General features: G+C 57.8%; 29 protein-coding genes. 19 read left to right on the top strand and 10 right to left on the bottom strand.

The genetic code is table 11. From position 1 onward, the window contains the following. Positions 1-56: 56 nt before the first annotated feature. Entirely contained in the window at positions 57-791 is a 735-nt protein-coding gene (gene cysH, locus ACMWJS_RS08630) for a phosphoadenosine phosphosulfate reductase (RefSeq protein WP_193357660.1), read from the top strand. A 98-nt stretch (positions 792-889) separates the two neighbouring features. On the opposite strand, the gene ACMWJS_RS08625 is transcribed toward cysH, so the two are convergent. After that, the gene (locus tag ACMWJS_RS08625; protein WP_414746943.1) at positions 890-1,933 is read right to left on the bottom strand and encodes an aminopeptidase; all 1,044 of its coding nucleotides are present in this window, start codon (positions 1,931-1,933) and stop codon (positions 890-892) included. Positions 1,934-2,179: 246 nt separating this feature from the next. Between ACMWJS_RS08625 and cysG the strand changes: the two genes are divergently transcribed. The 13 genes from cysG to rpoS all read left to right on the top strand — a co-directional run bounded on the left by cysG (position 2,180) and on the right by rpoS (position 13,259). Next, positions 2,180-3,529, top strand: a complete 1,350-nt coding sequence (gene cysG, locus ACMWJS_RS08620; protein ID WP_162270769.1) for a siroheme synthase CysG — start codon at positions 2,180-2,182, stop codon at positions 3,527-3,529. 9 nt (positions 3,530-3,538) lie between these two features. Beyond that, the gene (gene cysD / locus ACMWJS_RS08615) at positions 3,539-4,447 is read left to right on the top strand and encodes a sulfate adenylyltransferase subunit CysD (RefSeq protein ID WP_006811770.1); all 909 of its coding nucleotides are present in this window, start codon (positions 3,539-3,541) and stop codon (positions 4,445-4,447) included. A gap of 9 nt (positions 4,448-4,456) precedes the next feature. Continuing rightward, the gene (cysN, locus tag ACMWJS_RS08610; RefSeq protein ID WP_032653189.1) at positions 4,457-5,881 is read left to right on the top strand and encodes a sulfate adenylyltransferase subunit CysN; all 1,425 of its coding nucleotides are present in this window, start codon (positions 4,457-4,459) and stop codon (positions 5,879-5,881) included. Further along, positions 5,881-6,486 carry an adenylyl-sulfate kinase gene (gene cysC / locus ACMWJS_RS08605; RefSeq protein ID WP_021241908.1) on the top strand — a complete coding sequence of 202 codons (606 nt, stop codon included), beginning with the start codon at positions 5,881-5,883 and terminating at the stop codon, positions 6,484-6,486. The genes cysN and cysC overlap by 1 nt, the downstream gene beginning before the upstream one ends. Positions 6,487-6,544: 58 nt before the next feature. Next, positions 6,545-6,871 (top strand): DUF3561 family protein, encoded by a 327-nt coding sequence (locus ACMWJS_RS08600; RefSeq protein WP_008499610.1) that lies wholly within the window; start codon positions 6,545-6,547, stop codon positions 6,869-6,871. A 166-nt stretch (positions 6,872-7,037) separates the two neighbouring features. Then, positions 7,038-7,349: a cell division protein FtsB gene (gene ftsB, locus ACMWJS_RS08595; protein WP_008499609.1), complete on the top strand. Its 312-nt coding sequence runs from the start codon at positions 7,038-7,040 to the stop codon at positions 7,347-7,349. Between the two features lie 19 nt (positions 7,350-7,368). Next, positions 7,369-8,079 (top strand): 2-C-methyl-D-erythritol 4-phosphate cytidylyltransferase, encoded by a 711-nt coding sequence (gene ispD, locus ACMWJS_RS08590; RefSeq protein ID WP_048029219.1) that lies wholly within the window; start codon positions 7,369-7,371, stop codon positions 8,077-8,079. Beyond that, positions 8,079-8,558: a 2-C-methyl-D-erythritol 2,4-cyclodiphosphate synthase gene (ispF, locus tag ACMWJS_RS08585; RefSeq protein WP_008499607.1), complete on the top strand. Its 480-nt coding sequence runs from the start codon at positions 8,079-8,081 to the stop codon at positions 8,556-8,558. The genes ispD and ispF overlap by 1 nt, the downstream gene beginning before the upstream one ends. After that, complete coding sequence (gene truD, locus ACMWJS_RS08580) at positions 8,555-9,604, top strand: tRNA pseudouridine(13) synthase TruD (RefSeq protein WP_104950218.1); 1,050 nt, start codon at positions 8,555-8,557, stop codon at positions 9,602-9,604. Before ispF ends, truD begins: the two co-directional genes overlap by 4 nt. Beyond that, positions 9,585-10,346, top strand: a complete 762-nt coding sequence (gene surE / locus ACMWJS_RS08575; RefSeq protein WP_021241911.1) for a 5'/3'-nucleotidase SurE — start codon at positions 9,585-9,587, stop codon at positions 10,344-10,346. The genes truD and surE overlap by 20 nt, the downstream gene beginning before the upstream one ends. Further along, positions 10,340-10,966 (top strand): protein-L-isoaspartate(D-aspartate) O-methyltransferase, encoded by a 627-nt coding sequence (locus ACMWJS_RS08570; RefSeq protein ID WP_008499604.1) that lies wholly within the window; start codon positions 10,340-10,342, stop codon positions 10,964-10,966. The genes surE and ACMWJS_RS08570 overlap by 7 nt, the downstream gene beginning before the upstream one ends. 116 nt (positions 10,967-11,082) lie before the next feature. After that, on the top strand, positions 11,083-12,207 hold the full coding sequence (gene nlpD / locus ACMWJS_RS08565) for a murein hydrolase activator NlpD (RefSeq protein WP_008499601.1): 1,125 nt from the start codon (positions 11,083-11,085) through the stop codon (positions 12,205-12,207). Positions 12,208-12,266: 59 nt separating this feature from the next. After that, complete coding sequence (gene rpoS, locus ACMWJS_RS08560; RefSeq protein ID WP_008499600.1) at positions 12,267-13,259, top strand: RNA polymerase sigma factor RpoS; 993 nt, start codon at positions 12,267-12,269, stop codon at positions 13,257-13,259. A 52-nt stretch (positions 13,260-13,311) separates the two neighbouring features. Here the strand turns inward: rpoS and ACMWJS_RS08555 are convergent, their stop codons facing one another. Together ACMWJS_RS08555 and ACMWJS_RS08550 are read right to left on the bottom strand one after the other, a co-directional pair. Next, entirely contained in the window at positions 13,312-13,692 is a 381-nt protein-coding gene (locus tag ACMWJS_RS08555) for a DUF4440 domain-containing protein (RefSeq protein ID WP_262766779.1), read from the bottom strand. Next, on the bottom strand, positions 13,689-14,891 hold the full coding sequence (locus ACMWJS_RS08550; protein ID WP_262766780.1) for an MFS transporter: 1,203 nt from the start codon (positions 14,889-14,891) through the stop codon (positions 13,689-13,691). The genes ACMWJS_RS08555 and ACMWJS_RS08550 overlap by 4 nt, the downstream gene beginning before the upstream one ends. Positions 14,892-14,999: 108 nt before the next feature. Between ACMWJS_RS08550 and ACMWJS_RS08545 the strand changes: the two genes are divergently transcribed. Beyond that, positions 15,000-15,887, top strand: a complete 888-nt coding sequence (locus tag ACMWJS_RS08545; RefSeq protein WP_414747007.1) for a LysR substrate-binding domain-containing protein — start codon at positions 15,000-15,002, stop codon at positions 15,885-15,887. Here the strand turns inward: ACMWJS_RS08545 and ACMWJS_RS08540 are convergent. Then, positions 15,884-16,291: a MarR family winged helix-turn-helix transcriptional regulator gene (locus ACMWJS_RS08540; RefSeq protein ID WP_023294441.1), complete on the bottom strand. Its 408-nt coding sequence runs from the start codon at positions 16,289-16,291 to the stop codon at positions 15,884-15,886. The genes ACMWJS_RS08545 and ACMWJS_RS08540 overlap by 4 nt on opposite strands. Before the next feature lie 172 nt (positions 16,292-16,463). On the opposite strand from ACMWJS_RS08540, the gene ACMWJS_RS08535 reads away from it, so the two are divergent. Genes ACMWJS_RS08535 through ACMWJS_RS08525 form a run of 3 tightly spaced genes read left to right on the top strand, consistent with a single transcriptional unit; the run spans position 16,464 to position 18,715 of the window. Then, positions 16,464-17,066, top strand: a complete 603-nt coding sequence (locus ACMWJS_RS08535) for a non-oxidative hydroxyarylic acid decarboxylases subunit B (protein ID WP_008499595.1) — start codon at positions 16,464-16,466, stop codon at positions 17,064-17,066. Beyond that, a complete protein-coding gene (locus ACMWJS_RS08530; protein WP_008499594.1) occupies positions 17,056-18,483 on the top strand; it encodes a non-oxidative hydroxyarylic acid decarboxylases subunit C in 1,428 nt (475 codons plus the stop codon). Before ACMWJS_RS08535 ends, ACMWJS_RS08530 begins: the two co-directional genes overlap by 11 nt. Before the next feature lie 10 nt (positions 18,484-18,493). Beyond that, entirely contained in the window at positions 18,494-18,715 is a 222-nt protein-coding gene (locus tag ACMWJS_RS08525) for a non-oxidative hydroxyarylic acid decarboxylases subunit D (protein WP_334755594.1), read from the top strand. 138 nt (positions 18,716-18,853) lie between these two features. On the opposite strand, the gene mutS is transcribed toward ACMWJS_RS08525, so the two are convergent. Both mutS and ACMWJS_RS08515 read right to left on the bottom strand, forming a co-directional pair. Then, complete coding sequence (gene mutS, locus ACMWJS_RS08520) at positions 18,854-21,415, bottom strand: DNA mismatch repair protein MutS (RefSeq protein ID WP_023616757.1); 2,562 nt, start codon at positions 21,413-21,415, stop codon at positions 18,854-18,856. Between the two features lie 113 nt (positions 21,416-21,528). After that, positions 21,529-21,759, bottom strand: a complete 231-nt coding sequence (locus ACMWJS_RS08515) for a SymE family type I addiction module toxin (protein WP_334755592.1) — start codon at positions 21,757-21,759, stop codon at positions 21,529-21,531. A gap of 175 nt (positions 21,760-21,934) precedes the next feature. Between ACMWJS_RS08515 and ACMWJS_RS08510 the strand changes: the two genes are divergently transcribed. Then, positions 21,935-22,279 (top strand): nitrous oxide-stimulated promoter family protein, encoded by a 345-nt coding sequence (locus ACMWJS_RS08510; protein WP_334755591.1) that lies wholly within the window; start codon positions 21,935-21,937, stop codon positions 22,277-22,279. A gap of 5 nt (positions 22,280-22,284) precedes the next feature. Here ACMWJS_RS08510 and ACMWJS_RS08505 read toward each other — a convergent pair whose 3' ends face one another. From ACMWJS_RS08505 to ACMWJS_RS08490, 4 genes are read right to left on the bottom strand one after another with little or no spacing between them, the layout of a single operon-like run. Then, positions 22,285-23,505, bottom strand: a complete 1,221-nt coding sequence (locus ACMWJS_RS08505; protein WP_414746942.1) for an MDR family MFS transporter — start codon at positions 23,503-23,505, stop codon at positions 22,285-22,287. 16 nt (positions 23,506-23,521) lie between these two features. Further along, positions 23,522-24,283 carry an ABC transporter ATP-binding protein gene (locus ACMWJS_RS08500; RefSeq protein ID WP_277718000.1) on the bottom strand — a complete coding sequence of 254 codons (762 nt, stop codon included), beginning with the start codon at positions 24,281-24,283 and terminating at the stop codon, positions 23,522-23,524. After that, positions 24,283-25,320, bottom strand: a complete 1,038-nt coding sequence (locus ACMWJS_RS08495; RefSeq protein WP_045908496.1) for a FecCD family ABC transporter permease — start codon at positions 25,318-25,320, stop codon at positions 24,283-24,285. The genes ACMWJS_RS08500 and ACMWJS_RS08495 overlap by 1 nt, the downstream gene beginning before the upstream one ends. Then, positions 25,320-26,318 carry an ABC transporter substrate-binding protein gene (locus ACMWJS_RS08490; RefSeq protein WP_334755590.1) on the bottom strand — a complete coding sequence of 333 codons (999 nt, stop codon included), beginning with the start codon at positions 26,316-26,318 and terminating at the stop codon, positions 25,320-25,322. Before ACMWJS_RS08490 ends, ACMWJS_RS08495 begins: the two co-directional genes overlap by 1 nt. Positions 26,319-26,385: the final 67 nt, after the last annotated feature.

Here is a 26,385-nt window from a genome sequence, read left to right as displayed (position 1 = left end):
TGTTGTAGGCCGGGCAAACGCAGTGCCGCCCGGCAAAACAGGCAAACGAGGTTCTTATGTCCGTACTCGATCTAAACGCCCTTAATGACCTGCCAAAAGTCGAACGCATTCTGGCGCTGGCAGAAACCAATGCCCACCTTGAAAAGCTGGACGCCGAAGCGCGCGTGGCATGGGCGCTGGAAAACCTGCCGGGAGAGTATGTGCTCTCGTCGAGCTTTGGTATTCAGGCGGCGGTCAGCCTGCATCTGGTGAATCAGATCCGTCCGGACATTCCGGTGATCCTCACCGATACCGGCTACCTGTTCCCGGAAACCTACCAGTTCATTGACGAGCTGACGGACAAGCTCAGGCTGAACCTCAAAGTTTACCGCGCGACGGAAAGCGCGGCCTGGCAGGAGGCGCGCTACGGCAAGCTGTGGGAGCAGGGCGTTGAGGGCATTGAGAAGTACAATGAGATTAACAAAGTTGAGCCGATGAACCGGGCGCTGAAAGAGCTTAATGCGCAGACGTGGTTTGCGGGTCTGCGCCGCGAGCAGTCCGGTAGCCGGGCAACTTTACCGGTGCTGGCGGTGCAGCGCGGGGTGTTTAAAGTGCTGCCGATTATCGACTGGGATAACCGGACGGTGTATCAGTACCTGCAAAAGCACGGGCTGAAATACCATCCGCTGTGGGACCAGGGCTATCTGTCGGTGGGCGATACCCACACCACGCGTAAGTGGGAACCGGGAATGGCGGAAGAAGAGACGCGATTCTTCGGGCTGAAGCGTGAGTGCGGGTTGCACGAAGGGTGATAACCTTTTTGCCCGGTGGCGCTGCGCTTACCGGGCCTACAAAGGCTCGTTCCCTATGTAGGCCCGGTAAGGCTTAGCCGCCACCGGGCTTAACGGCCTCAGGCTTTCCCCGCTTTCGCCAGCTCCTTCACCAGCGGCAGCATCACCTTCACCACATCACGACTGCGGTGCTCAATCCGCTGCGGCAGCGCGCGATCGATGTGCTGCTGATTGTCCAGCATCACGTTGTGCCAGCTCGTCCCGTCCGGGAAGGCCTTCGATTTAGCCCGCTGCTGGTAGCCATCTTTTTTGCCCAGCGCCCAGTTTGTCGCTTCCACGTACAGCACCGGAATGCCCGCCTTATCGAACACTTCCCCGTCGTTGCAGCAGCCTGTGCCTCGCGGATAATCCTGGTTACCGCCAGGGTTGCTGGTGGCATAAACACCATGGCTGCGGGCTATCGCCAGGGCCCGGTCGCGCGTCAGCTTCCGCACGGTACCCGGCGTACTTTGCCCGCTGTTGAAATAGAGCTTGTCGCCGACGATCAGGTTGTCGAGGTTAATCACCAGCAGCGTATTTTTCTTCTCCTCAGCGCTCATGCGCTTAAGGAGATTCTCAGCGCCGAGTTTGCCCTCTTCTTCGCCGCTGGTGGCAACAAAACGAATGCCATATTGGGTGGGAATATCTTTCATCCGCTCGGCCAGTTCGAGCATCACGCCGAGGCCTGCGGCATTGTCGTCCATGCCCTGCAGCGTCAGCCCGCCAAGATTATTATCCGTATCGGCGTCACTCATCGGGGCGTAGGTATCAAGGTGCGCCATAATAATAATTTGCTCTTTTGCGGTACCTTCGTGGGCCGCAATCACCGTACTGCCGGTCACGTTATGCCAGTTTTTCGTTTTATTTCGGGAGGTATAGACATAGCGGCTGTGAAACGATCGGATATCGCTCTGATAACCCATGTCGGCAAACTGCTGGCGAAGATAGTCTGCAGAGAGCATTTCCGCAGGCGATCCGGTCATGCGACCGGGGAAAACGGTGGCAATATGCCGCGCCTGCATATTGGCGATTTCACCATAAGGTTGGTTTTTTGCCTGAGCGGGAAGAATAAAGCAAACGCCGAGCGCCAGGGCAGCAATACGGTGGCGCGTTGCGGAAAACATAGTGAGTCCTTAAAAACAGAGCAAAATAGTCACCCGCCTAGTATGAAACTGTGATCGTCCATACACAATTTGAATTGCTCTTAAATGCCCGAAATATCGCGTGTTAAGCACTTTTTGGTATTAGCATTTTCATCGCGTTATTCCATTGAGTAACTACTCATTCCAATTCGTAATTTCATTCGGTCTAAGCCGCCCCCTATAGTCCCTCTATTCCTCGTTGTTAGTGAGTTGTTGCCTGTGGACTATCTGCCCTTATTTGCTGCGATTAAAGAGAAACCGGTGCTGGTTGTTGGCACGGGTGAAATCGCCGATCGCAAAATTGCGTTTCTGCAGCGCGCAGGGGCGCAGGTGCAGGTCGTTGCAGAGGCGGATTTTCACGAGTCACAAATCGATAGCGTCGTGCTGGTGATTGCGGCGACCGAAGATCGTGACCTCAACCGGCGGATCTCCGACGCCGCTCAGGCCCGTTACCGCCTGGTGAACGTGGTGGACGACCAGCCTTTATGCTCATTTATTTTCCCGTCGATCGTTGACCGCTCGCCGCTGCTGGTGGCGATCTCCTCCGGCGGGACCGCACCGGTGCTGGCGCGCGTGCTGCGGGAAAAAATCGAAGCGCTGCTGCCGACCAGCCTCGGGCGGATGGCTGAGAAAGCCAGTTACTGGCGCAACCATCTGAAAACCCGCCTGACCAGCGTGACGGAACGCCGTCGCTTCTGGGAGCGCGTGTTTCGCGGCCGCTTTGCCAGCCTGATGCATGCCGGTAATGAGACAGCGGCGCAGAAAATTCTTGAAGACGAACTGGATAACCCCGGCAGCACCGGCGGGGAGATCATCCTGGTGGGCGCGGGGCCGGGCGATGCCGGGCTTCTGACGCTGCGCGGCCTGCAGGTGCTGCAGGACGCGGACGTGGTGTTCTACGACCATCTGGTCACCGACGGCGTGCGCGAGCTGATCCGTCGTGACGCGGAGCAAATCTGCGTGGGCAAACGGGCTGGCGAGCACTCTGTGCCGCAGCACGACACCAACCAGATGCTGGTTGACGCCGCCAAAGCGGGCAAAACCGTGGTGCGCCTGAAGGGGGGCGATCCGTTTATCTTCGGGCGCGGCGGCGAAGAGCTGCAGGCGGCGGCCGAAGCGGGCATACCGTTCCAGGTGGTGCCCGGCATCACGGCGGCCTCTGCGGTGACGGCTTACGCCGGTATCCCGTTGACCCACCGCGATTACGCCCAGAGCGTCACCTTTGTGACCGGCCACTATAAGGCGGACAGCACGCCGTTTGACTGGTCGCATCTCGCCCAGAGCCGCCAGACGCTGGCGATATACATGGGCACGATGAAGGCGGCGGACATCAGCGAACAGCTTATTCAGCACGGTCGCGAGGCGACGACCCCCGTTGCCGTCATTTCTCGCGGCACGCGCGTCGATCAGCACGTTGCGACGGGCACCCTGGAACATCTTGCAACCCTGGCGAAAGACGCCCCTATGCCCGCCCTGATCGTGGTGGGGGAAGTGGTGCAGCTGCACAGCACGCTCGCCTGGTTTCAGCACACAACCGATACAGAAGGCTTTGGTTCTTCTGTTGTAAATTTGGCTTAAGGAACGGTTATGGACCAAAAACGTCTTACACACCTGCGGCAGCTCGAAGCGGAAAGTATCCATATCATCCGCGAAGTGGCCGCCGAGTTTTCTAACCCGGTGATGATGTACTCCATCGGTAAAGATTCCAGCGTCATGCTGCATCTGGCGCGTAAAGCGTTTTATCCAGGTACGCTGCCGTTCCCGCTGCTGCACGTGGATACCGGCTGGAAATTCCGCGAGATGTACGAGTTCCGCGATCGTACCGCGAAAGCCTACGGCTGCGAGCTGCTGGTGCATAAAAACCCGGAAGGGGTGGCGATGGGCATTAACCCGTTCGTGCACGGCAGCGCCAAACACACCGATATCATGAAGACCGAAGGGCTGAAGCAGGCGCTGAACAAATACGGTTTTGATGCGGCCTTCGGCGGCGCGCGTCGTGACGAAGAGAAATCCCGCGCTAAAGAGCGTATCTACTCCTTCCGCGATCGCTTCCACCGCTGGGACCCCAAAAACCAGCGTCCGGAGCTGTGGCACAACTACAACGGCCAGATTAACAAGGGCGAAAGCATCCGCGTCTTCCCGCTCTCTAACTGGACCGAGCTGGATATCTGGCAGTACATCTATCTGGAAAACATCGAGATCGTTCCGCTGTACCTGGCCGCCGAGCGCCCGGTGCTGGAGCGCGACGGCATGCTGATGATGATCGATGACGATCGCATCGACCTGCAGCCGGGCGAAGTCATCAAAAAACAGATGGTCCGTTTCCGCACCCTCGGCTGCTGGCCGCTGACCGGCGCGGTGGAGTCCAGTGCGCAGACGCTACCGGAGATCATCGAAGAGATGCTGGTGTCGACCACCAGCGAGCGACAGGGGCGCGTGATTGACCGCGACCAGGCAGGCTCCATGGAGCTGAAGAAACGTCAGGGTTATTTCTAAGGAGCCGCCATGAACACCACTATTGCTCAACAAATTGCCAAAGAAGGTGGCGTGGAAGCGTATCTGCATGCGCAACAACACAAAAGCCTGCTGCGTTTTCTGACCTGCGGCAGCGTGGATGACGGGAAAAGTACCCTGATTGGCCGCCTGCTGCACGATACGCGCCAGATTTACGAAGATCAGCTCTCTTCCCTGCATAATGACAGTAAGCGTCACGGTACCCAGGGTGAAAAGCTGGATCTGGCGCTGCTGGTGGATGGCCTGCAGGCGGAGCGCGAGCAGGGCATCACCATCGATGTGGCCTACCGCTATTTCTCTACCGAGAAACGCAAATTTATTATCGCCGACACCCCAGGGCACGAACAGTACACCCGCAATATGGCGACCGGCGCGTCGACCTGCGACCTGGCGATCCTGCTGATCGACGCGCGTAAAGGCGTGCTGGATCAGACCCGTCGCCACAGCTTTATCTCCACGCTGCTGGGGATCAAACACCTGGTGGTGGCGGTCAACAAGATGGATCTGGTGAACTTCAGCGAAGAGAAGTTCGAGGAGATCCGCCAGAGCTATCTGACCTTTGCCGAACAGCTGCCGGGCAACCTGGATATCCGCTTTGTGCCGCTCTCGGCGCTGGAAGGGGATAACGTCGCCTCCCAGAGCGCGAACATGCCGTGGTACAGCGGCCCGACGCTGCTGGAAGTGCTGGAAACGGTTGAAATCCAGCGCGTGGTCGACACTCAGCCGATGCGCTTCCCGGTGCAGTACGTGAACCGTCCTAACCTCGATTTCCGCGGTTTCTCCGGTACCCTTGCGTCAGGCTCCGTGAAGGTCGGTCAGCGCGTCAAGGTGCTGCCATCCGGCGTGGAATCGACCATCGCCCGTATCGTCACCTTCGACGGTGATCTGCAGGACGCGGGCGCCGGTGAAGCGGTTACGCTGGTGCTGAAAGACGAGATTGATATCAGCCGGGGCGATCTGCTGGTGGACGCGCAGGAAACGCTGGCGGCAGTGCAGGGCGCGTCCGTGGACGTGGTGTGGATGGCGGAGCAACCGCTGACGCCGGGCCAGAGCTACGACATCAAAATTGCCGGCAAGAAGACCCGCGCCCGCGTGGACGGTATTCAGTTCCAGGTGGACATCAACAATCTGACCCAGCGCGAGGTTACCGAGCTGCCGCTGAACGGTATTGGTCTGGTCGATCTGACCTTCGACGAACCGCTGGTGCTGGATCCGTATCAGCAGAACCCGGTGACGGGCGGGCTTATCTTTATCGACAGGCTGACCAACGTTACCGTCGGTGCCGGTATGGTACGCGAACCGATTAAACAGGCTGCTGTGGCCTCTGAATTCAGCGCCTTTGAGCTGGAACTGAATGCGCTGGTGCGTAAACACTTCCCGCACTGGGGCGCGCGCGATCTGCTGGGAGGCAAGTAATGGCCGCGCATGATGAGAACGTCGTCTGGCATCCTCATCCGGTCACCGTCGCCCAGCGCGAACAGCTCCACGGTCACCGTGGGGTTGTGCTGTGGTTTACCGGGCTGTCCGGCTCGGGTAAATCGACGGTGGCGGGCGCGCTGGAAGAGGCATTGCATCAGCAGGGCGTAAGCACGTACCTGCTGGATGGCGACAACGTGCGCCATGGCCTGTGTAGCGATTTAGGGTTCAGCGACGACGACCGCAAAGAGAACATCCGCCGGGTCGGGGAAGTCGCCAGCCTGATGGCCGACGCCGGGCTGGTGGTGCTGACCGCGTTTATCTCTCCCCACCGCGCCGAGCGCCAGATGGTGCGCGAACGCGTCGGTCAGGATCGCTTTATTGAAGTGTTTGTGGATACGCCGCTGGAGGTTTGCGAAGCGCGCGACCCGAAAGGGCTGTACAAAAAAGCGCGTGCCGGAGAACTGCGCAACTTCACTGGAATTGACGCGGTCTACGAAGCGCCTGAATCGCCTGAAATTCACCTGGAGGGTCAACAATTGGTAACAAATTTAGTAAGCCAATTATTAGACCTGCTCAGACGGGACGATATTATCAGATCCTGAGACGGTATCGTTCGGGAGCTGTCTTCCCGAACGATGAGTCACGGTCACAGGACTAGCTATGCGCAACAGTGAACATTACATTACCACCACCGGGTCGGAGCCGCTTGCGACCGACGACGAAACGACCTGGTCATTTCCTGGGGCCATCATTGGCTTCGTCTCATGGTTGCTGGCGCTGGGTATCCCGTTTCTTATCTACGGCGGAAACACGCTGTTCTTCTTTCTCTACACCTGGCCTTTCTTTCTGGCGCTGATGCCTGTGGCGGTTGTCGTCGGCATTGCGCTGCACTCGCTGCTCAATGGCAAGCTGCTCTACAGTACCGTGGTCACGATTGTGACGGTGGTTCTGATGTTTGGTCTGTTATTTTTGTGGCTCATGGGCTAACTTCAGCCATAATTCAAACCGTAACCAACTGTGTAACGATATTGAGCAGGACGATTCTGCGGAAAAAATGTGGTACATTTGCCCGCGATGTTGCGGCATCTCTGTTACCCCGGCGTAGTGCTCTGGGGAAGTCTTGGGATGATGATGCCGTTTTTCAGGGGGCAGGATGGGTAAACTAACGCTGCTGTTGCTGGCTTTGCTAATCTGGCTGCAATATTCGCTGTGGTTCGGTAAGAACGGACTGCACGACTATAGCCGGGTGAGCGATGACGTCGCGGCTCAGCAGGCAACAAACGCCAAACTTAAGGCGCGAAACGATCAACTCTTCGCTGAAATTGATGACCTCAATGGCGGGCAAGAGGCGATTGAGGAACGCGCACGCAATGAACTCAGTATGACTAAGCCGGGCGAAACCTTTTATCGTCTGGTTCCGGATGCGTCTAAACGCAATCAGGGCTCAGCACAAAACAATCGATAATCAGGCCCAGGATTACGACATGGCAGTAACTTTTTCGGACGTATGCGCCGTGGTGCCGGCCGCAGGTTTTGGCCGGCGCATGCAGACAGAATGTCCCAAGCAATACCTCTCTATTGGCGATAAAACGATCCTCGAGCACGCCGTGGCGGCGCTGCTGGCGCACCCGCGGGTGACGCGGGTGATCATCGCTATCAGCCCGGGCGATGCGCGCTTCGCGCAGCTACCGCTGGCAAATCATCCACAGATTACCGTTGTCGATGGCGGTGCCGAGCGCGCCGATTCCGTGCTGGCAGGCATTCAGGCTGCCGGTAACGCGCCGTGGGTGCTGGTGCATGACGCGGCGCGTCCGTGTCTGCATCAGGACGATCTCGCTCGCCTGCTGGCGTTGAGCGAAACCAGCAAAGTGGGTGGCATTCTGGCCGCCCCCGTGCGCGACACCATGAAGCGTGCCGAGCCGGGCAAACGGGCTATCGCCCACACCGTCGATCGCGTCGATCTATGGCACGCGCTGACGCCGCAATTTTTCCCCCGCGAATTACTCCACGACTGCTTAACGCGCGCGCTTAACGAAGGTGCGACCATTACGGACGAAGCCTCTGCGCTGGAGTACTGCGGTTTCCACCCAACGCTTGTTGAAGGACGTGCTGATAATATTAAAGTGACGCGTCCGGAAGATTTACAGCTCGCGGAATTTTATCTTACCCGTTTGACCCATCAGGAGAAGGCATAATGCGAATTGGACACGGTTTTGATGTACACGCCTTTGGCGGCGAAGGCCCAATTATCATTGGCGGCGTGCGCATTCCTTATGAAAAAGGGCTGCTGGCGCATTCTGATGGCGACGTGGCGCTGCATGCGTTGACCGACGCGCTGTTGGGCGCGGCTGCACTGGGTGATATCGGCAAGCTGTTCCCGGACACCGACCCGGCGTTTAAAGGGGCAGACAGCCGTGAACTGCTGCGCGAAGCGTGGCGCCGCATCCAGGCGAAAGGCTACACCCTTGGCAACGTCGACGTGACGATTATCGCCCAGGCCCCGAAAATGCTGCCGCACATTCCGCAGATGCGCGTGTTTATCGCAGAAGATCTGGGCTGCCATATGGACGACGTGAACGTCAAAGCGACGACGACCGAGAAGCTGGGCTTCACCGGTCGTGGCGAAGGGATTGCCTGTGAAGCCGTGGCGCTGCTGGTGAAGGCGAGCAAATGACAGACTTCGACAACCTGACATATCTGCACGGCAAACCGCAGGGGAACGGGGTGCTGAAAGCCAGCCCTGAAGATTTCCTCGTGGTCGAGGATCTGGGCTTTGAGCCGGATGGCGAAGGCGAACATATCCTGGTGCGTATTCTGAAAAATGGCTGCAATACCCGCTTTGTGGCCGACGCGCTGGCAAAATTTCTCAAAATTCATGCCCGCGAGGTGAGCTTTGCCGGGCAGAAAGATAAACACGCCGTCACCGAACAGTGGCTCTGCGCGCGCGTTCCCGGCAATACGATGCCTGATTTAAGCAAATTTGAGCTTGAGGGCTGTAAGGTACTGGAATATGCCCGCCACAAGCGCAAACTGCGTCTGGGGGCGTTGAAAGGCAACGCGTTTACGCTGGTGCTGCGCGAAGTGACTGATCGTGAAGACGTTGAAAAACGTCTGAACGCCATCAGTGACCGCGGCGTACCGAACTACTTTGGCGCGCAACGTTTCGGCATTGGCGGCAGCAACCTGCAGGGCGCACTGCGCTGGGCGCAAAGCGACGCGCCGGTGCGGGACAGGAATAAACGCAGTTTTTGGTTGTCGGCGGCCCGCAGTGCGTTGTTTAATCAGATTGTGAGCGAAAGGCTGAAAAAACCGGACGCGAATCAAGTTGTTGTTGGCGATGCGCTACAATTAGCGGGACGCGGAAGCTGGTTTGTGGCAACGGCCGAAGAGATGGCCGATGTCCAGTCGCGCGTGGACGCAAAAGGGCTGCTGATCACCGCCGCGTTGCCTGGCACGGGCGACTGGGGAACCCAAGGGGAGGCCCTGGCCGCCGAGCAGTCAGCCGTGGCGGATGCGCCAGAATTGCAGTCCTTGCTGGTGCGGGAAAAAGTCGACGCGGCACGCCGCGCGATGCTGCTCTATCCGCAGCAGTTAAGCTGGAACTGGTGGGATGACGTGACCGTCGAGTTACGCTTCTGGCTGCCGGCAGGCAGCTTTGCCACCAGTGTTGTCAGGGAACTTATCAACACCTCGGGTGATTATGCGAATATTGCTGAGTAACGATGACGGGATCCACGCGCCAGGCATTCAGACCCTGGCGAAACACCTCCGTGAGTTTGCGGATGTGCAGGTCGTGGCACCCGATCGTAACCGCAGTGGAGCGTCTAACTCGCTGACGCTGGAGTCGTCGCTTCGCACCTTTACCTTTGAAAATGGCGATATTGCCGTACAGATGGGCACGCCAACCGACTGTGTTTTTCTGGGCGTGAACGCGCTGATGCGGCCGCGTCCGGATATCGTCGTCTCCGGCATTAACGCCGGGCCTAACCTCGGCGATGACGTGATTTACTCCGGCACCGTGGCGGCCGCAATGGAAGGACGTCACCTGGGGTTCCCGGCGCTGGCGGTCTCGTTGAACGGCTACACGCACTACGACACCGCCGCCGCGGTGACCTGTTCGATCCTGCGGGCGCTCGGCCGTGAGCCGTTGCGTACCGGACGCATCCTCAACATCAACGTGCCGGATCTTCCTCTTGATGAAATTAAAGGCATCCGCGTCACCCGTTGCGGGAGTCGACATCCTGCCGATCAGGTGATCCCGCAGCAGGATCCGCGCGGCAACACGCTTTACTGGATCGGCCCTCCCGGCGATAAGTGCGATGCGGGTCCGGATACCGACTTTGCCGCCGTGGAGGAAGGCTATGTTTCGGTTACCCCGCTGCACGTAGATTTAACCGCGTATAGCGCGCATGATGTGGTGTCGGGCTGGCTGGATCGCGCAGGAGTGAACGCGCAATGGTAAACAAACGTGTACAAACTCTTCTGGAACAACTACGTGCGCAGGGGATCCGCGACGAGCACGTGCTTGAAGCGCTCGCCCTGGTTCCGCGTGAGAAATTTGTAGACGAGGCGTTTGAACACAAAGCGTGGGAAAACGTGGCGCTGCCCATCGGGCAGGGCCAGACGATTTCACAGCCTTACATGGTGGCTCGCATGACGGAGCTGCTGGAGCTGACGCCCGACTCCCGCGTGCTGGAGATTGGTACCGGTTCGGGGTATCAGACCGCGATCCTGGCGCATCTGGTGCATCATGTTTGCTCCGTTGAGCGGATCAAAGGTTTACAGTGGCAGGCGCGTCGTCGCCTGAAACAACTTGATTTACATAATGTTTCGACACGACACGGTGATGGATGGCAGGGTTGGAAGGCTCGTGCCCCGTTTGACGCTATCATCGTGACGGCGGCCCCGCCTGAAATTCCAGCAGCCCTGTTGTCGCAGCTGGATGAGGGGGGCATTCTGGTTCTGCCTGTCGGGGACGAGCAGCAGCTGTTGAAGCGCGTTCGTCGGCGCGGCGGCGAGTTTATTATCGACACCGTGGAAGCCGTGCGCTTTGTGCCTCTGGTGAAGGGGGAGTTGGCCTGAGACTCGGAATTATCCAGGGTTATTAAGGCAAATTCAGCGTATGGTGTGGCGCGAAAGATTCGTGCCATCACGGTAAATTTTAAGTCACTGGTAGTTAACACATTCCTGGGGGATAAATGAGCGCGGGAAGCCCTAAATTCACCATCAGCCGTGTTGCGGCATTATCACTGGTTTCGCTCTGGCTGGCAGGCTGTACAAGTTCTAACAACGCGCCTGCGCCCGTCAGTTCCGTCGGCGGAAACAGCGGCTCCGGTAACACGTCCAGCGGAATGTTAATCACGCCGCCACCTAAAATGGGAACTGCTGCGCCGCAGCAAACACCACAAATTCAGCCTGTGCAACATCCTGTTACACAGCCAATGCAGGTTCAGCCAGTTGAACAGCCTGTTCAGACCCAAAATGGCCGCATAGTCTATAACCGCCAGTATGGGAACATTCCGAAAGGTAGCTACACCGGTGGCAGCACCTATACCGTGAAACGCGGCGATACGCTGTTCTACATTGCGTGGATCACCGGGAACGATTTCCGTGACCTCGCGCAGCGCAACAACGTCCAGGCCCCATACGGTCTGGAAGTCGGGCAAACGCTCCAGGTGGGCAACGCGACGGGTACGCCGCTTACGCCTGGCAACACGGTTTCAGCGGCCGATGTGACGGCTCAAAATAACAGCGTTAAGCCTGCACAAAAATCCACCACGGTGGTTGCTTCACAACCTGTAATTACGTATTCTGAGGATTCAGGTGATCAGACTGCTAACAAAATGTTGCCGAATAATAAAGGGACTGCGACTGCTGTCACAGCACCGGTTACGGCTCCTGTGGTTAGCTCTACTGAACCGACTGCCAGCAGTATGACCTCCAGTTCGCCGATTTCTGCATGGCGCTGGCCGACTGATGGCAAGGTTATCGAGAACTTCTCTTCCTCCGAAGGGGGAAATAAAGGGATCGATATCGCAGGGAGTAAAGGACAGGCTATCATCGCGACCGCAGATGGACGCGTTGTGTATGCCGGTAACGCTCTGCGCGGTTACGGTAATCTTATTATCATCAAACATAACGATGATTACCTGAGTGCCTACGCCCATAACGACACAATGCTGGTCCGGGAACAACAAGAAGTTAAGGCGGGGCAAAAAATCGCTACCATGGGTAGCACCGGAACCAGTTCTACACGCTTGCATTTTGAAATTCGTTACAAGGGGAAATCCGTAAACCCGCTGCAGTATTTGCCGCAGCGATAATTTGACGGGGCATGCCAGCCAGGGTGTCTCGTTCAGGGATCACGGGTAGGAGCCACCTTATGAGTCAGAATACGCTGAAAGTTCATGATTTAAATGAAGACGCGGAATTTGATGAGAACGGAGTAGAGGCTTTTGACGAAAAAGCCTTAGTAGAAGAGGAACCCAGTGATAACGATTTGGCTGAAGAAGAGCTGTTATCGCAGGGTGCCACACAGCGTGTACTGGACGCGACTCAGCTTTACCTTGGGGAGATTGGTTACTCCCCACTGCTAACGGCCGAAGAAGAAGTCTATTTCGCACGTCGTGCTTTGCGTGGTGATGTCGCCTCGCGTCGTCGCATGATTGAAAGTAACCTGCGACTGGTCGTGAAAATTGCCCGCCGTTACGGCAATCGTGGTCTGGCTCTGCTGGATCTGATTGAAGAGGGCAACTTAGGTCTCATCCGCGCAGTTGAGAAGTTTGACCCGGAACGCGGGTTCCGTTTCTCAACCTACGCGACCTGGTGGATTCGTCAGACCATCGAACGGGCTATTATGAACCAGACCCGTACGATCCGCCTGCCGATCCATATCGTCAAAGAGTTGAACGTCTATCTGCGCACCGCACGCGAGTTGTCCCATAAGCTGGACCACGAGCCAAGCGCAGAAGAAATTGCCGAACAACTCGATAAACCGGTTGATGACGTAAGCCGTATGCTGCGTCTCAACGAGCGCATTACCTCCGTTGACACCCCGCTGGGTGGCGACTCCGAAAAAGCGCTGCTGGACATCCTGGCCGATGAAAAAGATAACGGTCCGGAAGACACCACGCAGGACGATGACATGAAACAGAGCATCGTCAAATGGCTGTTCGAACTGAACGCCAAACAGCGTGAAGTGCTGGCACGTCGTTTCGGTTTACTGGGGTATGAAGCTGCGACACTGGAAGACGTCGGCCGCGAAATTGGCCTGACCCGTGAACGTGTTCGTCAGATTCAGGTTGAAGGTCTGCGCCGCCTGCGTGAAATCCTGCAGGGGCAAGGTCTGAATATCGAAGCGCTGTTCCGCGAATAAGCAACCTTTCGTCAAAAAAGGCCCGTCGTGAGACGGGCCTTTTTCTTTTGTGTTACGGCTGTGCCGCCGTCTCGTGCAGCAGACGCCATGTTATTTTGTCGCCTTCATGACTGAGCACCGCGGTCGACCAGCGCACGTTGACGGGCAGGTCTGGCCGGGTTTGCGTCTCCCGGTAGTGAAGCACAGCACCCCGTTCGCCGCTTTGGATCGTGGTTAATTCGTCAATGACAATTTTCAGCCCGGGACGGCTTCCGCGCTGTTTTTCCAGAAAACTGGCCAGGCCGCGATAGTCGATCTGCACACCGCCCGGCGGGATCATCAGAAAATCGGGACGGAAACGGGCGAGCAGGGCATCCGGATCGCCATCACCTTTGCCTAACCAGTCTTCAAGCGCAATGTGGAGGTCGATAATGTCGTGTTCGAAAGGCGTCATGTATTCTCCTGTCGCAGCGGGTTTAGCACCTGCGTATTGTTAAGACGAAAAACGTACAGTACAGGCAGCAAGGTCATGCCTGCAGCAAAAATAAACATCCCGTGCCAGGCGGCGTGAGGTGTCAGCCACGCCTGCGCCAGGTTCAGCACCTGCGCAAGCAGCAGGGCACCGGCAAAAAAGCTCAGCTGACGATTGAGATTCCACAGCGCGCTGGCATCCGGCATCTCGTCCCGGCGCATTGTCAGAAACGCGCTGCTCTGAGCCGTACTGCTGCACAGGCTTCCTCCCGCGCCCATCAGGGTAAACGCGACGGCAGGCAACAGTGTTGACGAGCTGACGTCAATCAAAAGCAGAATACCCGCCGCCTGCAACAGGCAGCCGATGACGATCAGCGGCCGGGGGCCGATACGGTTAAAATAACGTCCCGTCGCCGTGATGGCGAGAAACGATGCCACAGACCACGGCAGCATGAGCATTCCCGTTGCGGCTGGGCTCATGTTCGCCTCGTGCTGAAGATAAAACATGCCCGTGACGTTCACCCCAATAAATATGCCGGGGACGCATAAATAGACAAGCATGGAAAAACGCAAAAGCGGGTCCGCGAGCAAGGTCAGGTTTAGCAGTCTGGCCGCGTTCATCGTGGGTTTTTCGTGTTTAAGCCACAGACAGGCCAGAATAAAGGTCACGATAGCCAGCGGGAGCGTGGCGAAAAAGATCCATCGCCAGCCCAGCGTCTGCACCAGCATGCCGCCGACAGCCGGGGAGCAGGCCGGGGCAAGCAACGCAACCAGCATCACCGCTGAGGAGAGTCGGGCCCGCTCGTGCGGCCTGAACTGTTGCCAGGTCAGCGCCTGTCCGACCGGGATCAGTAAGCCTCCTCCTGCGCCCTGAAGCACTCGCCAGGCGATCAGACTCTCAAGCGTTGCCGACGTGCCTGCCGCAGCAGAGGCGGCACTGAACAGAAAAAGCGAAAGCAGGATGACGCGCTTTGGCCCGATGCGGCGCGTGAGCACGCTGCTGAACGGGATCACCAGCGTCAGACCGGCAATATACCCGTTACTGACCCAGGCAAGCGCAGAAGGCGTGGCAGTAAAGGCGTGAGCCATTGCCGGAAAGGCGACGCTGGCAATAAACATGTTGATCAAATCAAGAAAAAAGCCCAGCAGATAGACAACGGCAATTTTGCTGCGATATGTCATGGTGGATCCTCCGGTGAGGTGGCGTATCGTATCGGCTCGGGAATCACGGATAAACCTGACAAAGCGCGATATACTGTCAAAAATATTTTGACAGTATCGGGCGTGATGATGATTAACCTACAGCGGACGCAGATGTTTATCGCAGTGGCTGACACCGGCAGTTTTACGGCTGCTGCCGAGGCGATGGGGCTGACAAAAGCGGTCGTCAGCTTCAATATTCGCCAGCTTGAAGATGAGCTGGGCGTTACGCTGCTGCTGCGCTCCACGCGTAGACTGACGTTAACCGAGGCGGGCGCGCTGTTTCATCAGCGCAGCGTGGCGCTTCTGAAGGACGCCGAACGGCTGCAGGATGATGTCCGCGCGAACCATGCGGGGCTCACCGGCGAACTGCGGATCACGACCACGCCTGAATATGGCGCCCGGGTCGTGGTGCCGCTGCTGGCCAGATTTAGCCAGCAGCACCCGGATCTTCGCGTACGACATGCTTCGTCGTCACTGCATGCTGATCTTATCTCGGAGCGTTTTGACGTGGCCATCCGACTTGGCACGCTTGTCGATTCACGCAACCACGCCGCACTGATTTCTCACTTTTCTATTCTCCCCGTCGCAACACCCGAGTGGCTTGTGAGAAACCCGATCGACTCGCTTGCGCAGCTGTCGCAAGCCGACTGGATCATCCACGAACGCTTAGCCTCGCCGCTGCGCTGGCAGGTGAAAGATGCCCGCGGTGCGCCTGACGTGCTGGAGATAAAAAAGGCGCCGCGTTTGTTTGCCGACAGCGCTCAGGCGCTTATGGCTTTTGCGCTCGCAGGCGGTGGCGTGGCGTTACTGCCGGAATGGCTGGTGCGCGATGCGCTTGATGCGGGAACGCTGGTGACGGTTTTACCGGGGTATACCTTTGCGCGGCAGGGCATCTATGCGGTCTATCCTGATGCCCGGCATGTGTCAGCGAAAGTGCGCACCTTTATCGATTTTATGCGCACCAGCGTGAATTAATCGTGCATCATCTTTTTGATGAGAGCCGAGAACTGCTCCCGCTCGGCCTTGTTTAGACGGCCTAAAAAGGCCTCATCAACCTCATTGCCTACCGGCTTACAGTCTGCAAGCAGGGCCTCACCTTCTGGCGTGAGGAAGACAAAGCGACGGCGCTTATCCGCAGGGTCGTGCTCGCGTTTGACCAGCCCGCGCGCCTCCATGCGGCTGAGCATTTCCGCCAGAGTCGCTTTCGTGCTGACCGCGACTTCAGTCAATGCCACCTGTTCGATGCCTGGATGCTCGGCAATGGAGCGCATCACCGCATACTGCGGCTTGGTCAGCTCCGGTAATGCATGTTGCCACTGGGCGGTATGCTGTTGAAAAAGCTGACGTAACAGGTGGAACGCCTCTTGTCTTAGTTCCATGAACACTCCGACGGGAAAAATCTCCCTCTATGATAGCCGCTCTTGCTCTGGATTTTAACGCGGCATTTTTTAGCAATTCGTGTGATCGTATGCGAACAATCTTGTCAGGAAATCGATCCGGGAGTAGTTTACTCATAATGTTCGTGTACGAACAAATTGATTGAGGTGCTGAATGAGATTAATCGTGGGAATGACGGGAGCAACGGGTGCTCCGCTGGGCGTGGCGCTGCTGCAGGCGCTGCGGGAAATGCCGGAAGTAGAGACGCATCTGGTGATGTCGAAGTGGGCAAAAACCACCATTGAACTGGAAACCCCTTACACCGCGCAGGACGTTGCTGCGCTGGCTGACGTCGTCCACAGCCCGGCTGACCAGGCCGCCACCATCTCCTCCGGTTCATTTCGTACCGACGGCATGATCGTCATTCCCTGCAGCATGAAAACGCTGGCCGGGATCCGCGCGGGCTATGCCGAAGGGCTGGTGGGCCGTGCGGCGGATGTGGTGCTGAAAGAGGGGCGCAAGCTGGTGCTGGTGCCCCGTGAAACGCCGCTCAGCACCATTCATCTGGAGAATATGCTTGCGCTCTCCCGCATGGGTGTGGCGATGGTGCCGCCTATGCCTGCGTATTACAACCACCCGCAAACCGCCGATGACATTACCCAGCATATTGTGACCCGCGTGCTTGACCAGTTTGGTCTGGAGCATAAAAAGGCGCGCCGCTGGAACGGGTTGCGGGAGGCGAAACATTTTTCACAGGAGAATAAAGATGGCATTTGATGATTTGAGAAGCTTCCTGCAGGCGCTCGATGAGCAAGGGCAACTGCTGAAAATTGAGGAAGAGGTAAACGCCGAGCCGGACCTGGCGGCGGCAGCCAACGCGACCGGCCGCATCGGTGACGGCGCGCCCGCGCTGTGGTTCGACAACATTCGCGGGTTTACCGATGCCCGCGTGGTGATGAACACCATCGGCTCCTGGCAGAACCATGCCATCTCGATGGGGCTGCCTGCGAACACGCCGGTGAAAAAGCAGATCGACGAGTTTATTCGCCGCTGGGATAAATTCCCGATTGCGCCAGAGCGCCGCGCCAATCCGGCCTGGGCGCAGAATACGGTGGACGGTGAAGACATTAACCTGTTCGATATTCTGCCGCTGTTCCGTCTGAACGACGGCGACGGGGGTTTCTATCTCGATAAAGCGTGCGTCGTCTCGCGCGATCCGCTCGACCCGGATAACTTCGGCAAGCAGAACGTCGGCATCTATCGCATGGAAGTGAAGGGCAAGCGCAAGCTCGGCCTGCAGCCGGTACCGATGCACGATATCGCTCTGCATCTGCACAAAGCCGAAGAGCGCGGCGAAGACCTGCCGATTGCTATTACCCTCGGCAACGATCCGATCATTACCCTCATGGGCGCGACGCCGCTGAAATACGATCAGTCAGAGTATGAAATGGCCGGCGCGCTGCGTGAAAGCCCATATCCGATTGCCACCGCGCCGCTGACCGGCTTCGACGTACCGTGGGGTTCTGAAGTGATCCTGGAAGGGGTGATTGAAGGCCGCAAGCGCGAAATTGAAGGTCCGTTTGGCGAGTTTACCGGGCACTACTCCGGTGGCCGTAACATGACGGTTGTGCGTATCGACAAAGTTTCTTACCGCACCAAACCGATTTTCGAATCCCTTTATCTCGGTATGCCGTGGACCGAGATTGATTATCTGATGGGGCCAGCCACCTGCGTGCCGCTCTACCAGCAGCTGAAAGCGGAGTTCCCGGAAGTGCAGGCGGTGAACGCGATGTACACCCACGGCCTGCTGGCGATTATCTCCACCAAAAAGCGTTACGGCGGTTTTGCCCGCGCGGTCGGCTTGCGCGCCATGACCACGCCGCACGGCCTGGGCTACGTGAAGATGGTGATCATGGTAGATGAGGATGTCGACCCGTTCAACCTCCCGCAGGTGATGTGGGCGCTGTCATCGAAGGTCAACCCGGCTGGCGATCTGGTGCAGTTGCCGAATATGTCGGTGCTGGAACTGGATCCCGGATCCAGCCCGGCGGGTATTACCGACAAACTGATTATTGATGCGACCACGCCTGTCGCACCGGATACCCGGGGCCACTATAGCCAGCCGGTACAGGATCTCCCCGAAACCAAAGCCTGGGCTGAAAAACTGACCGCGATGCTGGCTGCACGCCAATAAGGAGGAAAAGATGATTTGTCCACGTTGTGCCGATGAGCATATTGAAGTGATGGCGAGGTCACCGGTGAAAGGGGTCTGGACCGTTTATCAGTGCCAGCATTGTCTGTATACCTGGCGCGATACCGAACCGTTGCGTCGTACCAGCCGCGAACATTACCCGGAAGCGTTCCGCATGACGCAGAAGGATATCGATGAGGCGCCGCAGGTACCGACAATCCCGCCGCTGCTGTAAAAAAAGCCCGGTGGCGCTGCGCTTACCGGGTGATAACATCGTGCGGTCTTTTTTGCCGGGTGGCGGCTTCGCCTTACCCGGCCTACAAAAACCGTTGGCCCGGTAAGCGCAGCGCCACCGGGCAAAGATCGCAGAAAACTAAACCAGACTCTTCAAACGATAAATCCACTCCAGCGCCTGACGCGGCGTCAGTGAATCCGGATCGAGGTTTTCCAGCGCTTCCACGGCAGGCGATGTCTCTTCCGCCGGTACCAGCAGCGACATCTGCGTACCGTCAATCTGCGTCGCTGCCGCATTCGGTGACAGGCTTTCCAGTTCACGCAGTTTCTGACGCGCGCGCTTGATCACCTCTTTCGGTACACCAGCCAGCGCCGCAACGGCCAGACCATAGCTCTTGCTTGCCGCGCCATCCTGCACCGTGTGCATGAAGGCGATGGTGTCGCCGTGCTCCAGCGCATCAAGGTGGACGTTAGCCACCCCTTCCATTTTCTCCGGCAGCTGCGTCAGCTCGAAGTAGTGGGTGGCGAACAGAGTCATGGCCTTGATTTTATTCGCGAGGCTTTCCGCGCAGGCCCATGCCAGCGACAAACCGTCATAGGTTGATGTTCCGCGTCCGACTTCGTCCATCAGCACCAGGCTGTGCTCCGTCGCGTTATGCAGAATGTTAGCCGTTTCAGTCATTTCGACCATGAAGGTTGAGCGACCGCTCGCCAGATCGTCCGCAGCTCCAACACGGGTAAAGATACGGTCGATGGGGCCAATCTCCACGTTTTGCGCCGGAACGTAGCTGCCGATATAGGCAAGCAGGGCAATCAGCGCCGTCTGACGCATATAGGTACTCTTACCGCCCATGTTCGGACCGGTAATGATCAGCATTCTTCGCTGCGGCGACAGGCTCAGCGGGTTGGCGATGAACGGTTCGTTCAGTACCTGCTCGACCACCGGATGACGGCCTTCGGTAATACGAATGCCTGGCTTGTCGGTAAAGGTCGGGCAGGTGTAGTTCAGCGTTTCCGCGCGCTCTGCCAGGTTCACCAGCACGTCCAGTTCCGCCAGCGCGCTGGCGCTCAGCTGCAGGTCGGCCAGGTGCGGCATCAGCATGTCGAACAGCTCTTCATAGAGCTGTTTTTCCAGCGCCAGCGCTTTCCCTTTCGAGGTGAGGACTTTGTCTTCGTACTCTTTCAGCTCGGGAATGATATAGCGTTCAGCGTTTTTCAACGTCTGGCGGCGCACGTAGTGAATCGGCGCCAGGTGGCTCTGCCCGCGGCTGATTTGAATGTAGTAACCATGAACCGCGTTATAACCCACTTTCAGGGTGTCGAGCCCAAGACGCTCGCGCTCGCGGATCTCCAGCTTATCAAGGTAGTCTGTCGCGCCGTCGGCCAGCGCGCGCCATTCGTCCAGCTCCTCGTTGTAGCCCGGGGCAATCACGCCACCATCACGCACGAGAACCGGAGGCGCATCAATAATGGCGCGTTCAAGCAGCTCGCGGAGTTCGGTAAATTCACCCATGGTTTCGCGGAGTTTCTGTACCGGCGCGCTGTCAACGTCGCTCAGCTGCGCACGGAGTTCCGGTAACTGCTGGAAAGCATGACGCATCCGCGCGAGGTCGCGCGGTCGCGCCGTGCGCAGCGCCAGACGGGCCAGGATACGTTCCAGATCCCCCACCTGGCGCAGGACAGGCTGCAGCTCGGTATACCGATCCTGCAGGGCGGCAATCGTCTGCTGACGGCAAACCAGCGTTGCGGTATCGCGAATCGGCATATGCAGCCAGCGTTTCAGCATACGGCTGCCCATTGGCGTGACCGTACTGTCCAGGACCGACGCAAGCGTATTTTCTACGCCACCCGCCAGGTTCTGCGTGATCTCCAGGTTACGGCGCGTGGCGGCATCCATGATGATGCTGTCCTGCTGGCGCTCCATGGTGATAGAGCGAATGTGCGGCAGGGCAGTGCGCTGGGTATCTTTCACGTACTGCAGGAGGCAACCTGCCGCGCACAGACCGCGCGGGGCATTTTCAACGCCAAAGCCAATCAGATCGCGGGTGCCAAACTGCAGATTCAGCTGCTGGCGCGCTGTATCAATTTCGAATTCCCACAGCGGACGGCGGCGCAACCCGCGACGACCTTCAATCAGCGCCATTTCGGCGAAATCTTCGGCGTAGAGCAATTCTGCCGGGTTGGTGCGCTGCAGTTCGGCTGCCATCGTTTCACGATCGGCCGGTTCACTCAGACGAAAACGCCCGGAGCTGATGTCCAGCGTCGCGTAGCCAAACCCTTTGCCGTCCTGCCAGAGCGCGGCCAGCAGGTTATCCTGGCGCTCCTGAAGCAGGGCTTCATCACTGATGGTACCTGGCGTGACGATGCGCACGACTTTGCGTTCCACCGGACCTTTTGAGGTCGCGGGGTCGCCGATCTGTTCGCAGATGGCGACAGATTCACCCTGATTCACCAGTTTCGCCAGGTAGTTTTCTACCGCGTGGTGCGGAATGCCTGCCATCGGGATGGGCTCACCTGCCGATGCGCCACGTTTGGTCAGCGAGATGTCGAGCAGCTGCGATGCACGCTTAGCATCATCATAAAACAGCTCGTAAAAATCGCCCATACGGTAAAACAGCAGGATTTCCGGATGCTGTGCCTTCAGCTTCAGATACTGCTGCATCATCGGCGTATGTGCGTCGAAATTGTCGAGTGTGCTCATGGAGTTATGATGTCCATTTCTTTGAATATAAACCGTTTTGAGCGGCTCAGTGGCCGTTTGTTCCTTCTATTGTCGCATGAAAAAAAGGTACGGCGCAGAAAAATGTCGTCGCTTTACGAGGCATCTTCCGACATTAACTCAATGACTATTTTTCCATGCTCAACGTCCACGCGAACCCGGGAGTGGGTGGTAAACCCTGCCTGTTCAAGCCAGTCTCCTTTTAAGCTCAGCGCCGCATGCACGCTGTAGCGCTTCGGTATCTTGGTATTGCGGTCTTCATGGCGCTTTCTGAAATATCCCACTGTTAAATGGCGATAGGGTTTGTTGATAGCAAGTTCTTGCATAGGGTCTCCCGATAACACGGATAAAAGTCATTACTGATGCCTGTATAAAATACCAGTGATTGTCGGGCGGTGCAGGGCTAAAACTGGAATCAGGCTTCAGAAAACCGCATGCAAAAACTGAAATTCTGCATTGAAAGGTGTATTATTTTTGCACTTTATTGTTCGGTAAGTCGCTATGTCCGGTGAAAGAATTTCACGCGAAAAAGAGACCATCGCGAAAATGATCGCGCTGTATCAGAAGCAGTGTCCTCAGGCCTCTGCGGAAGAGGGGCACTATCAGGCGCTAAATGCCTATGCCGATAAGCGCCTGGATAAATGCGTTTTCGGGGAGGAAAAGCCCGCCTGTAAACAGTGTCCGGTCCACTGCTACCAGCCTGCCAAACGCGAAGAGATGAAGCAAATTATGCGCTGGGCAGGCCCGCGAATGCTCTGGCGTCACCCCATTCTGACCGTCCGTCATCTGATGGATGATCGTCGTCCCGTACCGGAACTGCCGGAAAAGTATCGTCCGAAAAAGTGATCGGTTCAGCTTCTGAGCGGGCGGCAAATCACGTTCATGGCCAGCGCGCTGCAGAGCGGGAAGAGGGCCAGCAGCAGCCAGGGGAGCATCGCCTGCGTGGAGGGCACCAGGGCGCGATCCAACAGACTGCCAAACAGCAAATTCCCCGTCAGGACCGCGACTCCGCCAGCGGTGGCGAGTGCGCCATAGTGCGCCCCCAGCGTGGACTCTTCGGCAAACCTTGGGATCAGATCCTTTGCCGAGGGTACCAGCAGCATCTGCCCCAGCGTCAACAGCGTCACGAAACAGACCGACGGCAGCAGGCGCAGCCAGCCCTCTGGCGGTGCCGTCGATGCAAACATTGCCACGCTTGCAAAGGCGGCGGAGAGCAGCAAAAAGCCCATCGGCAGGATCCTCACCGCGCCCACGCGCCGGGCGAAACGCGCCAGCGGCAGTTGTAAAGTGATGATCAGAATGGAGGCCAGCATAAAAAGCGGGCCGAGATCTTTCTCGTTTCCGCCGGAACGCTGGATCTCTACCGGCAGCGCCAGATAGAGCTGGTTATAGCTCAAAAGCCACGAGCTATAGGCAATGATAAAGGCGACAAAGCGCGGCTGGCGGAACGTCGTCCACCAGGGAACGAGCTTCAGCGTCCGCGAGGCGTGGCGTGACGCGGGCAGGCAAAAGTAGAGCACCACCAGCGCAACGATAAAGACCCCTGCGCCCGCCAGCGCCACCTGGCGAAAGCCCAGGCCGGTGAGCAGGGCGCCGGTAACCGGGCCCAGTACCGCACCGAGTTCCCCGCAGACCGCAAAGAGCGCGAACCACTCCGCCCGGCTTCGTTTACCTTTCGCCTCGCTGTGCGTGCCCGCTTTCGCCAGCAATGCTTCAATCGACGGAGAAAACAGCGCGCCGCCCACGCCTGTCAGACACGCGCCCAGAATAATCGGCCACAGCGATCCTCCGAACGCCAGCAGCAGATACCCCGCAACGCGAACAATACAGCCGCTCAGGATAACGACTTTCGCGCCAAACCTGTCCGAGAGCGCGCCGCCGACGATAAACATCCCCTGCTGAGAGAAGGTGCGCAGGCCGAGGATCAGCCCGATCAGCCCGCCGGAGAGCAGCATGTCGTCGCGCAGGAATATCGCCAGGAAGGGAACAACGGCGTAAAAGCCGATGTTAAAAACAAACTGGCTACCCAGTAAGACGGGCGGCCAGAGCGTGGTGGCAGGGCGAAGGGGCATCGTTGTTCACTCGCCCCTAAACGATAAAGTGAATGTGTTTTTTGCCATGGAACGGTGAGATCTCAATTTTGGTTTTGACCCGGAAGACGTCCCAGAGCAGCGACTCGGACAGGATGTCCTGCGGTGTTCCCGTCGCCACAATTTGCCCATTCTGCATCACAATCAGCGAGTCGCAGAACATCGAGGCGTGGTTGAGATCGTGGATGGCGACAATGCTGGTGACCGGTAATTCGCTGATTAACTGCATCAGCTGCATCTGATGATGAATGTCCAGGTGGTTGGTCGGTTCATCCAGCAGGATTTCCGTCGGGGTCTGGGCCAGCGCGCGGGCAATGTGGACGCGCTGACGTTCACCGCCGGAGAGGCTCAGCCAGCCCTGGTCGCTTTTATCCAGCATATCCACGCGCTGCAGAGCGGCGGTGACGGTCTCGTCATCGTGCGTGCTCCAGTTGGAAAAGGCGGAGTGGTGCGGAATACGTCCAAGTTTCACCACGTCGCGCACGCGCATATTGGCGTCAGTCATGCCGTGCTGTTCCACGAAGGCGACCCGGCGGGCAAGCTGTTTTTTGGCGATGCGGGTAATGTCCTGTCCGTCCAGGGTGACGCAGCCAGCATCCGGGCGACGCAGCCCCGCGAGGATACGTAAAAGAGACGATTTACCGCAGCCGTTAGGGCCAAGCAGTCCTACCGTTTCGCCCCGTGACACCTTCAGCGAGACGTCATTAACGATGACTTTTTTGCCGACCTTCCAGGTAATATTTTCCGCACAGATGCTCATCACTTATTCCTTGAACGGTAGATAATCACGGCAAAGAAGGGGACGCCAACCAGCGCGGTGACCACGCCGACAGGCAGGCTTTGCGGTGCTATCAGCATGCGTGAGGCAATGTCTGCCAGCACCATCAGGATCGCGCCTGCCAGCGCGCTGGCAATAAGCAGCGTGCGGTGCAGCGGCCCGAACAGGAAACGCATCACGTGCGGCACCACCAGCCCGACAAAGCCGATTGACCCCGCCATGCTGACGATGGTTGCGGTAATCAGCGCGGTGGTGGTAAAGAGCGCCAGGCGCACCCAGGGAACGGCAATGCCCAGCGACGCGGCGGCGTCGTCACCGAACGTAAAGGCATCCAGCGCCCGGGAATAGTAGAGGCAAATGGCTAACCCAATCAGCACCACGACCAGTGCCAGCTGGAATTCAGGCCAGCGTACGCCGCTGAAGCTGCCCAGCAGCCAGAACATCACGTCGCGCGCCTGCTGGGCGCTGGCGGAGGTGCTGATGGTGTAGGCGGTAATGGCGTTGAAAAGCTGCGAGGCGGCGACGCCTGCCAGAATAGTACGTTCATTCCCGCCGCGCGCGCCGTTCGTCAGAAACGCGACAAATGCAAACGCGGCGAATGCCCCGGCGAAGGCACCGGCAGAAAGGGAGACCGCACCGGTGCCGATCCCCAATACGACAACAGAAACCGCCCCGGTCGACGCGCCCGCGGACACGCCGAGCACGTAGGGTTCCGCCAGCGCGTTCTTCAGCAAGCTCTGCAATACGGCACCGCAGATGGCCAGCCCCGCGCCGCAGCAGGCCGCCACCAGCGCGCGGCTCAGGCGAAAGTCCCAGATGACGCTTTCATAGATGCGAGTGAGCGGAACCTCGGTGAGCCCCATTTTATTGCTGATGGCGTAAAACACGTTATCCAGCGGGATGGACAGCTCGCCGACGCTGACGCTCAGGGCGATCACCAGAAATAGCAGTACCAGGGCGAGCAAAGCCGAGGTCGTCAGAACCAGGCTCTGCCGGGCCTGAAGAACGGCGATTGTCATCAGTTCAGCCCCAGCTTTCTGAGCTGTTCGCCGACCTGCTCAGCCCCGTAAATCGTGCGAATCGTCGGGTTCATGGCCTGACCGTCCATCACCACGATGTGGCCTTTTTTCACGGCGTCCAGCTGGCTGACGGCCGGATCGCTCTTCAGGAATTTGATTTTTTCTTCCGCGTTATCCAGCGCCCAGCGGTTGCGGTCCAGGCTGGAGACCACAATCACATCCGGATTGGCGGCAATAATGCTCTCCCAACCCACGGTTGGCCATTCGGTTTCGGAGGTGATGGCGTTATGCCCGCCCATCAGGCTCGCAATAAACCCGGAGGGGCTATTTTTACCGCCTACGTAGGCGTCCGCAGAGGGGGATGAGCTGGAGAACCAGAAGACAAACGAGAGGTCTTTTTTGTTCTTGCCGAATTCCTTACGCAAGTCGGCCTCACGTTTTTTGAAATCGGCAATCACGGCCTGACCGCGGTCTTCAACGTTAAAGATTTTGGCGAAATCCCCAATCTCCTGATAGAGATACGTCATATCCCACAGTTTCTGGCGGCTGCCGTACATATCGCCCGTGGCTTTTTTGGTCGCGCACATGCCCGGTGACACGTAGCTGTTCACGCCCAGGGTCATCAGATCGTCGCGTTTTGCGACCTTGCTTTCCGGCCCCAGCAACAGCGGCGTTTGGGCGGGGACAAAGTCGGGATTTTGCGCAAGCACGGATTCAAGGGTAGGGATTTCAACCGTCAGGGTTTTGATTTTTGCGTTCTGTTCCGCTAGCTGCGGCAACACTTTCGTCGGCCAGAAGGCGCTGGCCTTCACCTTATCTTCCAGCCCCAGCAAGAGCAAAATTTCGACGGTATTCTGACCCAGGGCCACGACGCGTTCTGGCGCTTTGGTGAATGTCTCTTTATAGCCACAGTTTTCAATGGTCAGAGGATATGTGGTTGCCAGAGCAGAACTGACCGACGCAACCGCCAGGCCTAACGCGCAGATGACCTTCTTCATGAAACGCTACCCTTGATTAATATTATTATTGATGCAAATGAAACTCATTATTAAGGCGGAATTTTAT

It is taken from the genome of Enterobacter sp. HK-058-C-ECC (genome assembly GCF_047531125.1).
In the GTDB taxonomy this organism is placed as follows: domain Bacteria; phylum Pseudomonadota; class Gammaproteobacteria; order Enterobacterales; family Enterobacteriaceae; genus Enterobacter; species Enterobacter quasiroggenkampii.
The sequence above is the reverse complement of the archived record's forward strand: the minus strand, read 5'-3'. Positions and strand labels throughout refer to the sequence as shown.

Coding starts and splice junctions, on each gene's coding strand:
- truD (WP_104950218.1), top strand. CDS start 8,555: ATGACAGACTTCGACAACCTGACATATCTGCACGGCAAACCGCAGGGG.
- ACMWJS_RS08550 (WP_262766780.1), bottom strand. CDS start 14,891: ATGACATATCGCAGCAAAATTGCCGTTGTCTATCTGCTGGGCTTTTTT.
- cysN (WP_032653189.1), top strand. CDS start 4,457: ATGAACACCACTATTGCTCAACAAATTGCCAAAGAAGGTGGCGTGGAA.
- cysC (WP_021241908.1), top strand. CDS start 5,881: ATGGCCGCGCATGATGAGAACGTCGTCTGGCATCCTCATCCGGTCACC.
- ACMWJS_RS08495 (WP_045908496.1), bottom strand. CDS start 25,320: ATGACAATCGCCGTTCTTCAGGCCCGGCAGAGCCTGGTTCTGACGACC.
- ACMWJS_RS08570 (WP_008499604.1), top strand. CDS start 10,340: ATGGTAAACAAACGTGTACAAACTCTTCTGGAACAACTACGTGCGCAG.
- ACMWJS_RS08545 (WP_414747007.1), top strand. CDS start 15,000: ATGATTAACCTACAGCGGACGCAGATGTTTATCGCAGTGGCTGACACC.
- ACMWJS_RS08515 (WP_334755592.1), bottom strand. CDS start 21,759: ATGCAAGAACTTGCTATCAACAAACCCTATCGCCATTTAACAGTGGGA.
- ispD (WP_048029219.1), top strand. CDS start 7,369: ATGGCAGTAACTTTTTCGGACGTATGCGCCGTGGTGCCGGCCGCAGGT.
- cysD (WP_006811770.1), top strand. CDS start 3,539: ATGGACCAAAAACGTCTTACACACCTGCGGCAGCTCGAAGCGGAAAGT.
- ACMWJS_RS08530 (WP_008499594.1), top strand. CDS start 17,056: ATGGCATTTGATGATTTGAGAAGCTTCCTGCAGGCGCTCGATGAGCAA.
- ACMWJS_RS08490 (WP_334755590.1), bottom strand. CDS start 26,318: ATGAAGAAGGTCATCTGCGCGTTAGGCCTGGCGGTTGCGTCGGTCAGT.
- ACMWJS_RS08505 (WP_414746942.1), bottom strand. CDS start 23,505: ATGCCCCTTCGCCCTGCCACCACGCTCTGGCCGCCCGTCTTACTGGGT.
- ACMWJS_RS08555 (WP_262766779.1), bottom strand. CDS start 13,692: ATGACGCCTTTCGAACACGACATTATCGACCTCCACATTGCGCTTGAA.
- ACMWJS_RS08625 (WP_414746943.1), bottom strand. CDS start 1,933: ATGTTTTCCGCAACGCGCCACCGTATTGCTGCCCTGGCGCTCGGCGTT.
- ACMWJS_RS08535 (WP_008499595.1), top strand. CDS start 16,464: ATGAGATTAATCGTGGGAATGACGGGAGCAACGGGTGCTCCGCTGGGC.
- mutS (WP_023616757.1), bottom strand. CDS start 21,415: ATGAGCACACTCGACAATTTCGACGCACATACGCCGATGATGCAGCAG.
- ACMWJS_RS08600 (WP_008499610.1), top strand. CDS start 6,545: ATGCGCAACAGTGAACATTACATTACCACCACCGGGTCGGAGCCGCTT.
- cysH (WP_193357660.1), top strand. CDS start 57: ATGTCCGTACTCGATCTAAACGCCCTTAATGACCTGCCAAAAGTCGAA.
- ACMWJS_RS08510 (WP_334755591.1), top strand. CDS start 21,935: ATGTCCGGTGAAAGAATTTCACGCGAAAAAGAGACCATCGCGAAAATG.
- ACMWJS_RS08500 (WP_277718000.1), bottom strand. CDS start 24,283: ATGAGCATCTGTGCGGAAAATATTACCTGGAAGGTCGGCAAAAAAGTC.
- surE (WP_021241911.1), top strand. CDS start 9,585: ATGCGAATATTGCTGAGTAACGATGACGGGATCCACGCGCCAGGCATT.
- ACMWJS_RS08540 (WP_023294441.1), bottom strand. CDS start 16,291: ATGGAACTAAGACAAGAGGCGTTCCACCTGTTACGTCAGCTTTTTCAA.
- ispF (WP_008499607.1), top strand. CDS start 8,079: ATGCGAATTGGACACGGTTTTGATGTACACGCCTTTGGCGGCGAAGGC.
- rpoS (WP_008499600.1), top strand. CDS start 12,267: ATGAGTCAGAATACGCTGAAAGTTCATGATTTAAATGAAGACGCGGAA.
- ftsB (WP_008499609.1), top strand. CDS start 7,038: ATGGGTAAACTAACGCTGCTGTTGCTGGCTTTGCTAATCTGGCTGCAA.
- nlpD (WP_008499601.1), top strand. CDS start 11,083: ATGAGCGCGGGAAGCCCTAAATTCACCATCAGCCGTGTTGCGGCATTA.
- ACMWJS_RS08525 (WP_334755594.1), top strand. CDS start 18,494: ATGATTTGTCCACGTTGTGCCGATGAGCATATTGAAGTGATGGCGAGG.